General features: G+C 68.6%; 10 protein-coding genes. 6 read left to right on the top strand and 4 right to left on the bottom strand.

The window, feature by feature from the left end; genetic code table 11:
• Nucleotides 1-35 precede the first annotated feature (35 nt).
• The 3 genes from ACSQ2F_RS10835 to ACSQ2F_RS10825 all read left to right on the top strand — a co-directional run bounded on the left by ACSQ2F_RS10835 (nt 36) and on the right by ACSQ2F_RS10825 (nt 5,678).
• On the top strand, nt 36-3,134 hold the full coding sequence (locus ACSQ2F_RS10835; RefSeq protein ID WP_436022601.1) for a YncE family protein: 3,099 nt from the start codon (nt 36-38) through the stop codon (nt 3,132-3,134).
• Nucleotides 3,135-4,828: 1,694 nt separating this feature from the next.
• On the top strand, nt 4,829-4,990 hold the full coding sequence (locus ACSQ2F_RS10830; RefSeq protein WP_436022599.1) for a hypothetical protein: 162 nt from the start codon (nt 4,829-4,831) through the stop codon (nt 4,988-4,990).
• 220 nt (nt 4,991-5,210) lie between these two features.
• The gene (locus tag ACSQ2F_RS10825; RefSeq protein ID WP_436022597.1) at nt 5,211-5,678 is read left to right on the top strand and encodes a bactofilin family protein; all 468 of its coding nucleotides are present in this window, start codon (nt 5,211-5,213) and stop codon (nt 5,676-5,678) included.
• A 226-nt stretch (nt 5,679-5,904) separates the two neighbouring features.
• Here the strand turns inward: ACSQ2F_RS10825 and ACSQ2F_RS10820 are convergent, their stop codons facing one another.
• Entirely contained in the window at nt 5,905-6,207 is a 303-nt protein-coding gene (locus ACSQ2F_RS10820; protein ID WP_436022595.1) for a hypothetical protein, read from the bottom strand.
• Between the two features lie 283 nt (nt 6,208-6,490).
• Here ACSQ2F_RS10820 and ACSQ2F_RS10815 point away from each other — a divergent pair, with 283 nt between their 5' ends.
• From ACSQ2F_RS10815 to ACSQ2F_RS10805, 3 genes are read left to right on the top strand one after another with little or no spacing between them, the layout of a single operon-like run.
• A complete protein-coding gene (locus ACSQ2F_RS10815; RefSeq protein ID WP_436022593.1) occupies nt 6,491-6,841 on the top strand; it encodes a hypothetical protein in 351 nt (116 codons plus the stop codon).
• A 15-nt stretch (nt 6,842-6,856) separates the two neighbouring features.
• Entirely contained in the window at nt 6,857-7,234 is a 378-nt protein-coding gene (locus ACSQ2F_RS10810) for a hypothetical protein (RefSeq protein ID WP_436022591.1), read from the top strand.
• Nucleotides 7,235-7,239: 5 nt separating this feature from the next.
• Nucleotides 7,240-8,976, top strand: coding sequence for a RecQ family ATP-dependent DNA helicase (locus ACSQ2F_RS10805; RefSeq protein WP_436022589.1), 1,737 nt, complete (start codon nt 7,240-7,242; stop codon nt 8,974-8,976).
• On the opposite strand, the gene ACSQ2F_RS10800 is transcribed toward ACSQ2F_RS10805, so the two are convergent.
• From ACSQ2F_RS10800 to ACSQ2F_RS10790, 3 genes are all read right to left on the bottom strand, one after another.
• The gene (locus ACSQ2F_RS10800; RefSeq protein WP_436022587.1) at nt 8,951-11,242 is read right to left on the bottom strand and encodes a sensor histidine kinase; all 2,292 of its coding nucleotides are present in this window, start codon (nt 11,240-11,242) and stop codon (nt 8,951-8,953) included. The genes ACSQ2F_RS10805 and ACSQ2F_RS10800 overlap by 26 nt on opposite strands.
• 25 nt (nt 11,243-11,267) lie before the next feature.
• Nucleotides 11,268-12,020, bottom strand: coding sequence for a LuxR C-terminal-related transcriptional regulator (locus ACSQ2F_RS10795; protein WP_436022585.1), 753 nt, complete (start codon nt 12,018-12,020; stop codon nt 11,268-11,270).
• Nucleotides 12,021-12,182: 162 nt separating this feature from the next.
• A complete protein-coding gene (locus ACSQ2F_RS10790) occupies nt 12,183-13,160 on the bottom strand; it encodes an NADPH:quinone oxidoreductase family protein (protein ID WP_436022583.1) in 978 nt (325 codons plus the stop codon).
• Between the last annotated feature and the right edge of the window lie 59 nt (nt 13,161-13,219).

Genomic DNA, 13,219 nt, shown 5'->3' with positions numbered 1-13,219 from the left:
ACAACACACGTTGCAGGACAACGAGGAGACAAACCATGAAGCACCCCAGAGGAGCCGCCATCAGGCGGCTCGTCGGCATGATCTCGTGCGCCGGACTGACGCTGTGCGCGTTCAGCGCACCCGCCCACGCCGCCACCATCTTTCAACAGAATTTCTCGAGCGGCCTCGGCAGCTTCACGTCGGCGGGCACCGTCGCCACGAGCTCGGCCGGCGCGCGCATGACGGCGGCCGCGCTCAGCACCGATGGCGCCATCACCTCGGCGCCCATCAGCACGGTGGGTTTCACCGCCGTCACCGTGGCGTTCGACCGCTTCACCGCGGGCCTGGACCTGGGTGAGGGCGGCATTGCGGAGTTCTCGGTCAACGGGGGCACGTTCAGCCAGCTCGAGTCCACCCGAGTCACCAGCAACGCACGCATCAGCTACGCGTTGCCCGCTTCGGCGTGGGGCCAGGCCAACGTCCGCCTTCGCTTCCGCGTCAACGCGAGCAGCTCCACCGAGTCGTACACCGTCAATGCGGTGTCCGTGGACGGGACGGGCGGGCCGACGGGGAACCCCGGCAGCACGCCGCCGGTGGGCGACTTCGTCACCTTCGAGAGCGGCCACGTGCGTCCGATGGCGCTGTCGAGCAACGGGCTGCGGCTGTTCGTGGTGAATACGCCCGACAACCGGGTCGAGGTCTACAACACGGCGTCCGGCACGCCGGTCCTCACGGAGTCCATCCCGGTGGGCCTGGAGCCGGTGTCCGTAGCGCTGGCCAATGACAACCAACTGTGGGTCGTGAACCACCTGTCGGACAGCGTCAGCGTCGTCGACGTGTCGGTCAGCCCGGCGCGGGTGGTCAACACGCTGCTTGTCGGTGACGAGCCGCGCGACATCGTCTTTGCCGGCACCGGCAACAAGTGGGCCTTCATCACCGCCGCCCACCGCGGCCAGAATGCCAAGTTCGATCCGCAGCTGACGACCGAAGGCGTCGGCCGCGCGGACGTGTGGGTGTTCAACACCACCGCCCCGGGCACGACACTCGGCGGCACACCGGTCACGGTGCTCAACATGTTCGGCGACACCCTGCGTGGCCTGGCCCGGAATGCCGCTGGCACGCGCGTGTACGCAGCCGTCTTCAACTCCGGCAACCGCACCACCGGGCTGACCGACGACATCGGTGAGGGCGGCATCGCCAAGCCGCCGCCCACCACGGCGGCCGACGGCACCACGCAACCGCAAACCGGTCTCATCGTCCAGAAGAATGCGGCGGGTGATTGGGTGGACGGCGGCGACCCGCGCACCGGCACGGCGCCGCGCGTTTGGAACTCGCGGGTGAAGCTCAATCTGCCCGACTACGACGTCTTCACGATCGACACCAGCGGCACCACGCCGACGGTCACGTCGACCCGCGTGACAGGCGTGGGCACCACCTTGTTCAACATCGCAGTGAACCCGCAGTCCGGCAAGCTGTACGTGAGCAACCTCGAGGCGCTGAACCTGACGCGCTTCGAAGGGCCGGGGAGCCGCTCCACCACTGTGCGAGGCCACTTCGTCGAGAGCCGGATCACCGTGATCGACGGGACCACCGCCTCGCCGCGGCACCTGAACAAGCACATCAACTACTCGTCCTCGCTGGGGACCGCGGCCGAAAAGGCGGCGGCGCTGGCCACGCCGCTCGAGATGGCGGTGACGCCGGACGGTGGCACGATGTACGTGGCGGCCATGGGCAGCAACAAGCTCGGCCGGTTCAGCACCGCTCAGCTCGAAGGCAACTCGTTCACCCCTTCGGCCAGCAGCCAACTCGCGCTCACCGGCGGCTTGCCCACGGGCGTCATCCTCGACCCGGCCCGCAACCTGGCCTTCGTGACGACGCGCGGCGACAACGGCGTGTCGGTCGTCAACACGCAGACCTTCACCGAGCAGGCCCACGTCAAGATGTTCAACCCCGAGCCCGCCTCGGTCGTGAATGGCCGCAAGTTCCTGTTCGATGCAGCACTCACCTCGAGCCGCGGTGATTCGTCCTGCTCGGGCTGCCACATCTTCGGCGACCTCGACCACCTCGCGTGGGACCTGGGCAACCCGGATGGCCGGCGCGTGCAGAACCCGGGCGCCTACAACGTGAACATCCCCCGCCTGGGCCGCAACACCAACCTGCATCCGATGAAGGGCCCGATGACGACCCAGAGCCTGCGCGGCCTCAAGGGCAACGGTCCGATGCACTGGCGTGGGGACCGCACGGGCCAGAGCCGCTCGACGGGCGAGACCATCGAGCAGCAGGCGTTCCAGGACTTCAACGTCGCCTTCACCGACTTGCTCGGCAATGCGACGGAGCTGTCGGACGCCGACATGGCCGCGTTCACCAACTACGCCTTGCAGTTGACGTACCCGCCCAGTCCCATCCTGAACCTCGACCTGTCGCTGACCTCGGCGCAGGCCGCTGGCCAGAACATCTACAACACCATCACCTCCGACACGCTGACCACCTGCAACGGCTGTCACGTGGTGAATGCTGGCCAGAACCGCTTCGGCACGGATGGCACGCTGGCCATCGAAGGTGGCGGCGTTGACGAGGACATGAAGATCCCGCACCTGCGCAACATGTACACCAAGGTCGGCATGTTCGCGGACAACACGCAGATCGCCGGCGTGCCGAACCTGGGTGACCAGATCCGCGGCTTCGGCTTCGACAATGCGGGCGCTTCCGGCACGGTGGCCGACTTCCTCGCTGCGCCGGTCTTCACGCTGAGCGCCACGCAACGCGCGCAGGTCGAGCAGTTCGTGCTGGCGATGAACTCGGAGATGAACCCGGTGGTGGGTCAGCAGGTGACCGTCACGCCTGCCAATGCCGCGCAGGCCGATGTGCGCAACCGCCTGAACCTGCTCATCACCCGCGGCAAGGTGACGAGCCCGCGCGTCGAGTGCGAGGTGGTGGCCAAGGGCGTCGTCGGCGGGGTCGCCAAGGGCTGGGTGCACAACCGAAGCACCGACCAGTTCGTGCCGAACAAGACCACCGAGGCCGCGGTCAACCTGACCACGTTGCTGTCCGATGCGGCCGCCGACAACGCCGCGATCACCTTCACCTGCGCGCCGCCTGGAAACGGCACGCGGTTTGGTGTCGCCCGCAACGGCAGCAAGCGCGACCGCGACTGAGCGAAGCGACTCCCACCCTGCTGCCTCGGCTCGCCGTGGCAGCAGCACGGCCCCCGACTCGCCCTGTGTGAGCGGGGGCCGTCTTCTTGTGTCGATCCCGGACGAGCGACCTCTGGACGGGCCGGGTTTGCCGTGCGTGGCCCGTGTCACCGAGGCGCGTTTCCACATCGTTCGCGAGGGAGTCGTGAACGAAGGTGGGCTCATGCTGCAGCCATGTGCCGTCTGCGCCCGATCACTCGTCCTCCTGCCTTCGCTCGGTTCGCTGTGCACCCGCGGCGGGGAGCGCCGAGACACGCCGGTGGCGATTTGCTCCGGCCAGAGGGGCCTTGCGGAGGATCGCAGTGACCCGCGCTTCCCTGCACGCCAGCCGTTCGGTGGGACTCGATCCCTGCGAGCGGGGGAGGCCTCCACTTCCAGGCCTGGCACCCGTCGATGTCGCCGGCACCACGCCGGCAGCAGGCGCCGCCGGGGATGATGTCATTCGCATCAAGCTGGGCCGACTGGCCCACGCAGACGTCGGGCTGCCGGGCCGGCGCCGCCGCTGGCAGGGCGATGGGGGCGCATGGCACGAATGCGGCATGGTTTCCGTCGCACCCTCCGCCATGCCCCTCCCGCATGCGAAGTTGCTGGGGTCGGGAGCCCTTGTGCTGGCATTCCTGTTGGCGGGCGTGTGGCTGCTTGGCCGCGACCGCGTGGTGACCGCCGCGGGAATGGAAGCAGGGGCGGTTGAGCAGGCGGCCCTGGGCGCGACTGCGGGTGCGAGCGCGGCTGCGTCTGCGTCTGCGTCTGCGGATCCGGGTGCCGGTGCCGGTGCCGGCGTAGGCGTAGGCGCGGGCGTGGGCGTGGGCGTGGGCAAGGCGCTCCCTCCGTCACGGGTCGTGGTGCGCCGCCATTCAACGGCTTCCGATGTCGATCGCATCTTGCTGCCGGATGGTGCGACTTCCGGGACCGAGGGCAACCCTGGTGCGGCGCGGTCGGCCCCGCCAGGGCCTTCACCGCTGCAGCTTGCCGCGGTGCCCGCGTCGACAACGGACGCGTCGCAGGCGGCGGTCCCCCTGCCGGCGGGACTGCGCCTTGGCGTCGCGCCGGGCTCCGATCTTCCGGGGCTTCACGGTCTGCCGGCGGCCGGCGCAGTGCCCCTCCCAACCGCGCCGAGCCGCATGCCCACTTCGGTGGCGAACGCACCGGCCCGTTCGGCAGCAGGCGGCGGGCCGGCCTTGCACGAGCCAACCGGGCCCGTGGCGGGCGCGGGCCCGAGCGCAGGCACGCAACCGGGCGCCAGGTCTGGGCGGCAAGAGGGCGATTGGCACGACGGCATCTGGGACGACGCCCGAACGGTTGCCGCCGCCTCTTCCAGCCCGCGCGCCGGCCTGCGAGCCGCGAGTGGCCCGGATGCACGCGAGCATGCGGACGCGGTCGCCATGCTTGTGCCAGGGGACGCTGTGCGCCCGACCGCGGTCGACGCTCGCTTGGGAAGCGATCCGCCGCTCAAGCGGCCGGAGGGCGCGCCACGGGGCAACACCCGCAAGTCGTCGCGCCCGCGGCCCGCGGAGGGCAGTGCGGTCGTTGCGGCGGCGACATCGAAGAAGCGACGCGGCACAGCGCCGCAGCAAGACGAGCCGGAGCGGGTCGAGCCCGCCGACACACCGCGGCCGGCATCCGCATGGCAGCGGACCGGGCACCGGGAACGGCTGGTGGCCATCGTCGACACCGACACCGTGGTGGTTCCCGACAGCCGGGGTGTACCGGCACGCTTCCGGCTCGGTGACCGACTGCCTTCCGGTGCACTCGTGGTGCGCATCGATCCATCGCGCGGTCGAGCCGAGACCGACCGCGGCACCTTGCTCCTGGAGTAACCCCATGAGATTCGAGCTGGACCTGACCCGGCCTTGCGGCCCCCAGCCGCCTGCCATCCCGCGGCATGCGGTCGTGAGCGACTCGAGCGCGCGTGCCAGCACGGCAGCAAGAGGAAGCTCGCCCGCCGGCTCCAGCCTGGCGCTGAGGCTGCATCTGGGCAGCGGGAATGCAGCGCTACGGGACACGCATGCCGCCATGCATCTGTCATCGCCTGCAGCAATGCGCGCGCTTCCTGTGCTGAGAACGGAAGTGCCGGTGCCGGCGCCAGCGCACGCGCCGGCAGGCGGTGCATTTCGCGAGCCGCTTGACAGCGACGTGACGGCGCAGTGGCTTCATCTGCCGCGACCCGCCCAGGGCCTGTTCGTCGTGCCTGTCGGCACACGCATCGCCGGGGATTGCCGGGCTCGGCACGTCTGGGTCCGCGGTGAGGTCACCGGTCGTGTCACGGCAACCGAGGGCCTGCTGGTCGTCGATCTCGGCGCGCGGGTGCTCGGTGGCGTGGAGGGCAGCGGGTCCGTCGTCATCGCCGGGTCGGTAGCTGCAGGGCACGCCGAGCATGCCGTCATCGCGCGTGGCCGGCTCGATCTGGCGTGCACGGCCATCATCCACGGCTCCGTTCAGCACGGGCTCGTCACCATCTACGAAGGCGCTGCCGTTGACGGTGAGTTCGTCGGCCTGGAGAAGTGACGCCTGGCCATCGGTCCGGGCCGTGCTCGACGGGCAGCGACTCCGGCAGCAAGAAATGCTGTCGGGCCTTTGCTGAGGGGCGGCCGTCGCGGCGGCACCGCACAGTGGCTGGCTCGATCCGAACGCCTGGCCAGCCGGCCCGGTCAACCGCGCATGACGACGCAGCCGCGGGCGCCAGTCTTGCGGCATTTGGCGTGCGTCTCGGCTGAGCCACTCAGGCCGTGGTTCAGGCCTCGGCGGTCCGCGCCCGCGAAGTCAACGCGGGAGGCCGGCCCAACACCAAGGCCGCCGTCGCCGGCTCGGCGTGACGACCTTGCCCAGCGGACCATGCCGCCCGGTCGGCGGACAGATGCAGGACATCAGCACGCGCCAGCAAACCGTCGCCTGGTTCGTCGACCAGGTGCAACGGCTGCCTGCACCGCGGACAACGGGCCGGCTGTCCGAAGTAGAGGTATTCGCAGGCAGCGCAGCAGCCGGTGCCGCGATGGAGTTCGGCGGCGGCGAGTTCGGCAAACACGGTGGGGCGCATGCGCGTCACGGTCGGACGGCAGTCGGCGCAGTCTTCGTGAGGCACGGGATGGTGGAGACAGAACATGGAGGCTCCCTGTCGAAGCAGTGCAGCGGTCATGATCGGGGCGGCCGTCGCCCGACGGTGAAGCAATAAAGCCGGCCATGCACTCGCAATTGCGGCGATGGCCGAAAAGCGCTGCGGTTTGCGCCAATACCGACCTCTCGAACGGGCGTCGTCCTACAGTCAGTTCACGGACCTTTTGGGACGATGGACGTCTCACGAAAGACGAAGGAGAAGTCCCATGCCGCTCGAAACCAAGCCGTCCACCTTCCAGGACAAGACGCAGCGCCTGCGCCGTGCGCTTGGGGCCTGGGGCTATGACCCGCGAGACTTCGATATCGAGGCCGACCGGACGTCCGCCCTCGCGAGCCTCTTCAAGCTGGCGGGCGGGCTGTTGATCGTCCGTCGCCGATCCACCGGCGAGGAGCGCGCCTATGCCACCGACGCCGAATCGGCATGGCTCGACTCCGTCATGCTCGACCTCGCGAAAGGCCACCTCGCGGAGGCCCCTGAAACCATGCCCGCCGCGCTCAACATGCTGCCTCACGAGGACAGCCCGCGCGCACCCACTGCGCATCCTCGGCTGCGCTGAATCAAAGGACACACCATGGCACAGAGCAGCATCCTCGGCGGCCAGCGCGCCCCCACCCAGGCGTCCGGTCGCGACACCGACGCACTCGGCCCGAGCGACAGCACCGACAGCGGGAGCGACGTCCAGGGCGAACGGCCTCATCAGGCGGCCGACGATGCGAACATCGGGGCGCTCCCGGCGGACCTCGGCAGCGACACGGATTCCGCAGGCACCGGCGAACGTGGTGCCGCCTTCGGCGACGACGCCCTCGAAGGGGCTGACATCCTGCCCGATCGCATCGATGCCAATCCGGACGACGCGGCGGACCTCGACGTCGAGGACCTCGGCGACGTCGCGCTCGACGACACCGAGGAAGACCTCGACGAAGCGGCCGACGAATCCACTTCCCGGTAGCCTGCGTGCCTTCCGGCTCGAAGTCCCCGTCGCTGCCAGCGCGACTCAAGCGGCTGCTCCGTTCCACCTTCGGACTCTCGGCGCTGCGCGAAGGGCAGCAAGCGGTGATCGAACGGGTGCTGGCCCGGCGGAACACGCTGGCCGTCATGCCCACGGGCGCCGGCAAGTCGCTCTGCTACCAATTGCCGGCGCTCATGCTGGAAGGCCGCACGCTGGTGGTGTCGCCACTGGTCGCGCTGATGAAGGATCAGTGCGACAAGCTGCGCGAGATGGGCATTGCCGCGGTCCAGCTCAACAGTGCCATCTCGTCCGAGGAGCGCGACGCCTCGGAGACCGCTGTCGCAGACGGGTCGGCGAAGCTCGTCCTGGTGACACCCGAACGGCTTCTCGACAAGGGGTTTCTGCAGCAGCTGGCCCAGCACCCCACTGACTTGCTCGTGGTGGACGAGGCGCACTGCATTGCGCAATGGGGCCATGATTTCCGCCCCGCGTTCCTCGAGATCGGCCTTGCTCGGACCGCCCTCGGCTCGCCCACGGTGCTCGCGTTGACGGCCACGGCGTCGCCCGAGGTGGTCGACGACATTTCCCGGCTGCTCGGCATTCCTGCGGACGGGCTGGTGAACACCGGCATCTGGCGTGAGAACCTCCGCTACCGCGTCGAGCACCTCGCCGACGAAGCCGGCAAGCTCGCGCGCGCGGTTCGCTATGTGAAGGACACCTCCGGACCCGGGCTGGTGTACGCCGCGACCATCAAGGCCGTCGAGGCGGTCAGCAGCGCCTTGGCGCAGGAAGGCGAGTCGGTGGCCTGTTACCACGGGCGATTGCCTGCGGCACGCCGCCGAGAGGTCCAGGACGCTTACATGGCCGGAGAGGTGAGGGTGGTGGTCGCCACCAACGCCTTCGGGCTCGGCATCGACAAGCCCGACACCCGCTTCGTTCTGCACTACCAGATGCCCGGAAGCCTCGATGCGTACTACCAGGAGTCCGGACGCGCCGGCCGGGACGGCGAACCGGCTGACTGCACCTTGCTCTTCCTGCGCGGCGACAAGGCCGTCCAGCAATTCTTCCTCGTCGGCCGGTATCCCGGCGCGTCGGACCTCGAAGCCATCTACCGGGCGCTTCACGGCAGTGGCGGCGATGCGCCCCGTTGGACGGTGGCTGGGCTGTCGGAGGCTTTGCACGTGCCGCTGAGCAAGGTCCAGGTGGTGATCAGCCTGCTGCGTCACGAGAAGGTGATCGCCGCCGACCGCACGGGGCAGTTGGTGCTGCGCAGGCCCGGCCTGGTGGGCGCCGAGCTGGCCGAGCTGCACGCGCTGTACGTCCGCAAGCGGGAACAGGAGCGGGCCACGCTCGAGCGCATGGTGGCTTACGCCCTCGAGGGCGGATGCCGCTGGAAGGCACTGCTGGCGCACTTCGGTGAGACGCCGTCATTCGACCGTTGCGGCACCTGCGACAACTGCGTCCGACTGGCCGGTTTCGAAGCCGACAAGGCGCGTGAGGACACTGCGGAGCAGGTCGAACCGGTCCGGCTCGCCGCGCCGGTCATCGCCTTCGAGACCGGGCAGGCGGTGCGGGTCAAGCGTTACGGCAAGGGCACCGTGGTGTGCGCTGATGCGGCCAGCGTGACAGTCGAGTTCGAGGAAGGCGAGCACCGCTGCTTCCAGCCCGACTACGTGATGCCCGTGCGGACCCGGACGGCGCGGGCGACCCGCAGCGTCAAGGACGTTCCGACAGCTGCCTGATGACGACCTGGCAGCGGATGCCGTTGGGCTCGACCTCGCGCCACTCCACCTCACCACCGAGCTGCTTCACGCGTTTGCGCACGCCGCCGAGGCCGAGTCCATGCGCCCAGGCCTGTGGATTGCGGCCCTGACCGTTGTCCGTGACGCTGAGCACAAGCCGGTCATCGGCGAGCTGGAATTCGATGTCCAGTTGCGTGGCACCGGCGTGGGCGATGGCGTTGCTCACCAATTCCCGCATCACGCGCGTGAGGCCTGACCACTGGACCACGGTGAGCGAGATGTCGCGGTCGAAGTTGAGGTGCCAGCCCAGTCGGATCTGCGCCGCAGACAGCCGTTGCGTCAGGTCCGCCTTCCACTCGCCGGCGGCGTGTGACAACGCGTGGCTCGGTGCCGCCAGGCCGCGGGTGAGCGTCTTCAGGTCTTGCAAGGTGTGCCGGACGTAGTCCTCCATTTCGGGTGACTGGGCCTTGTACATCAGCGTCAGCAACCGGGCGCCGATGTCGTCATGCAGGTCCTGGGCAAGGCGCAGGCGTTCCTCGCTGCGTCCTTGCTCGACGGCACGATCGAAGGCGACCGCCCGGCACAGCTGCTCGACGATGCGGTCGGTCAGGCGGGCATCATCCGAGGTGAAGAGGCGTTGCCCCCGGTCGGCGAAGCGCATGACGATGGAGCTCGGTGTGCCGACCTGCTTGTCGGTGAGCGCCGGCACGGGCAGCATCAGGGTGGAGCCATCTCCCACGACCCGCACCGTCGAACTGCGCTTGTCCACCACCACGGCCTCGAGCGGCTCGAAGAATTCCTGGAGCAGGTGCAGCAACAGGGCCGGGGCGCGGTCGGGATGGGCCTCGACTTCCCGCGCGATGCGGTAGAGCTTCTCGAACAGGCGCTCGGTCGTCAGCATGTTGCGGTGACGCACGCGGTTCAGCACCCATTGTCGCGCGCCGGCATACAAGCCGAGGGACAGGAACAGCGCAAGCGTCACCGAGGCGAACTGCCCGAAGGAGAACACCGCCACGAACAGCAGGTCGAGCGAGGTGGCCACCGTGCTGATGGCCGCGAGCAGCGAGAACTCCCGCATCACCTGCTGCGACTTCGACAGCAGCGGCATCAGCAGCAACAGCGACGCCAGGAAGACGTACCAGATGACCGGCCCGACCGCGGCCACCTGCTGCTGCACCGAGGGCACATGGTCGAGCGCAGCGAGTGCGACCGCGACCGTCAGCAGCACCCAGGTGCTCACCGCCATGACGCCGAAGCGCCGCATGACGATGGCGAACGGATGACGCAGCAACTGGTACGACCACGCCAGCACCGCGATGGTGACGATGCCCATCACCGCCACAGTGTTCTGGATCCACCACCAGATGTCGGAGACCAGCCCCGAGGCAAGCAGCAGGCCGATGGCCCCCATGGCCGACCACCCGAGCCAGGCGACCGCCATCTGGCCTGGTACGCGTCGCGGGTGCAGCGAGGCGGCGTGCACGACAGCGGCGCACATCACCAGATCGAAGCCGATGCGCCACGGCAGGTCCAGCTGCGCGAAGGGCTCGGGCAATCCGAGCAGGAGCGTCGACTCGACCGCAATGAAGGTGAGGTGGCCGGCCTGTGTGGCACACATGACCGAGAACAGCAGGGTGCGCATGGAAGGATGGGCCAGGGCCACCACCATGCCGACCAGGTAGACCACCAGGGCGATGGTCATCATGACCCAGAACATCGCGCCCAGGCTTGCCAGGCCCCGCGGCGCAGGTGCGACCGTCACGGCACCACCGTTCGCAAAGCGAAGGGTGACCGCCGGCTCGGCCAGCACGTGGTCGATCCGCCAGTGCATCGCGAGGTGCCGCTCGCGCAACGCGTCTTCGATGATCCAGCGCGGCGAACGCGTCAGCGCCAGTGCATCCAGGCCCGCCACGCTGCGGGCGGGCGTGGCCAGTTGCACCAGTCCCTGGCCGAGAAAGGGCTTCAGCCGTTCGTCCGACGTGGCGGCAAGAACAAGTTGTCCGGCCGGGTTCATCTGCCAGTCGGCCGGCAACTGCGGGCTGTCCGCCAGCCACCGAGCGAGCAGCGCCACGCCGACGCAGCCGATGAGTGCGGCAACGACGAGGAGTCGAAGCCGCCAGCCCATCCAGCGGGCAAAGTGTTCGACGCTGCCGAGCGTCTGTTCGATGAGGCGGGAGTCGAGGAGCGAGTCCGGCCCGCTGCTGCGGCGTGCGTCGGCAGCGCGAGAGGGAGGGGCGGTGCCGGCACCGCCGGCGGTCGGATCCATCGAGAACCGGGGCGTCACCGCCAGGTCAGACCAGGCCGTGCTTGCTGGCCAGCACTGCGGCCTCCGCACGGCTGGAAACGTTCAGCTTCTTGTAGATGGACTTGATGTGATCGTTCACCGTGAACCACTTGATGCCCATCAGGTTCGCGATCTCCTTGATCGTGAACCCCTTGCTGAGGTACGTCAGGACCTCGCTCTCGCGCGGGGTGAGGCGCTCGTGGTCGAGCGGCGCCCCGCGCCCGAGGGGCAGCGGCCGGCTGCTCTGGAAGCCCGAGCCGCTGAGCAAGGCCGGTTCGCCCAGGCCGGCCAGGGCGCCCATGCCACCCGGGCCCTGGCGGAAGTGGCTCAGCAGCCGACGCGCAATCGCCGGCGAGAGAGGCGGCTGGCCGCGAACGATCTTCTGCAGTTCCTCGACCAGCACCTCGAATCGGTCTTCCTTCAGCAGGTAGCCGTCCGCCCCGCATTGCAGCGCAGGAAAAAGGTGGTCGTCGTCGGAGTAGAGCGTGGTGACGATCTTGGTCGCCGGGTAGCGGACCAGTTCGGTGAGCAGCTCCATGCCGTTGCCGTCAGGCAGTTCCAGGTCGACCAGGATGAGCTTGAAGACGTCGGGCGAGTTCTCATCGACCTTGGGGTCGACGACGCCGATCTGGCGACGTGCGCTCTCCAGGTCACCGGCTTCGGTGATGACGATGGCGTCGCTGAAGCTCTCGCGCACGACGCGGCACAGGAAGCTGCGCGCGACGGGGTTGTCTTCGACGATCAGGACCTTGATTGCCATGCCGGGATGTAGCTTCGAAAGGAAGCACATCGTAGCTTACTCACGCGGTACAAATGGACAGGGAAAGAGCCCCCTGTCAATGTTGACAGGGGGAAGGAGCACGGGTCGATTTTTCTGCTAAGCCCGCATCCCGCGACTCGGCACATCGGCCGTCCTGCAGGCTCAGTCGTTTGTCAGGACCAGCTTGCCATGCACCTTGCGGGTGCTCATGCGGGCGAAGGCATCGGGCAGCGCCGACATCGGCAGGCGCTGGTCGATGACGGGCTTGATCTTCCCTTGGGCGTACCAGCTTGCCAATTCCGCAAGGCCGCGGGCGCTGTTGCCCGGCTCGCGGCGAGCGAATTCGCCCCAGAACACGCCGACGATGGACGCGCCCTTGAGCAGCGTGAGGTTGAGCGGCAGGGAGGGAATCGTGCCTTGCGCAAAGCCGATCACGAGGTAGCGGCCGCGCCAGGCGATGGAGCGGAACACCGGCTCGGCGAGGTCGCCGCCCACGGGGTCGTAGACCACATCCGGGCCCTTGCCGTCTGTGAGGGCCTTGATCTGGTCGCGCAGGTTGCCGGTGCTGTAGTTGATCGTGGCGTCCGCACCCAGCTCCTTGCAGAGCTGGCACTTCTCGTCGCTCGATGCAGCAGCGATGACCTTTGCGCCCGCCGCCTTGGCGATCTGGATGGCCGCCGTGCCGACCCCGCCGGCGGCGCCCAGCACCAGGACGGTTTCACCGGCCTTCAGCTGGCCGCGGTCGATCAGGGCGTGGTGAGTGGTGCCGTAGGTGCAGAGGAAGGCTGCCGCATCGTCGAACGCGAAGCCCTCGGGCAGCGGCATCAGCTGCGCCGCCTTGGTGATGACGTGGGTGCCGAAGCCGCCGCCGCCGCCGAAGGTGGCCACCCTGTCGCCGACCTTGAACTGGGTGACGCCGTCGCCCACGGCCTCGATGACGCCCGCGTACTCCGAGCCTGGAACGAACGGCAGCGGCGGCTTCACCTGGTACTTGTTCTGCACGATGAGCAGATCGGGGAAGTTCAGGCTCGCGGCGCGGATCGCGATGCGCACCTCGCCCGCTTGCGGCTCAGGGGTGGGAAGCGTGGTCCAGACCAGGGCTTCGGGACCGATGGGGTTCTCGCACAACCAGACTTGCATGCTGTTCTCCGGGGTTCTTGTGAGCGTCGAGGATCATAAACAGCGTGCAGATGCCCCAC

Origin of the sequence: Rhizobacter sp. LjRoot28 (assembly GCF_964253025.1) — a bacterium.
GTDB lineage: Bacteria > Pseudomonadota > Gammaproteobacteria > Burkholderiales > Burkholderiaceae_C > Rhizobacter.
This window is presented reverse-complemented; position numbering and strand designations above follow the sequence as displayed.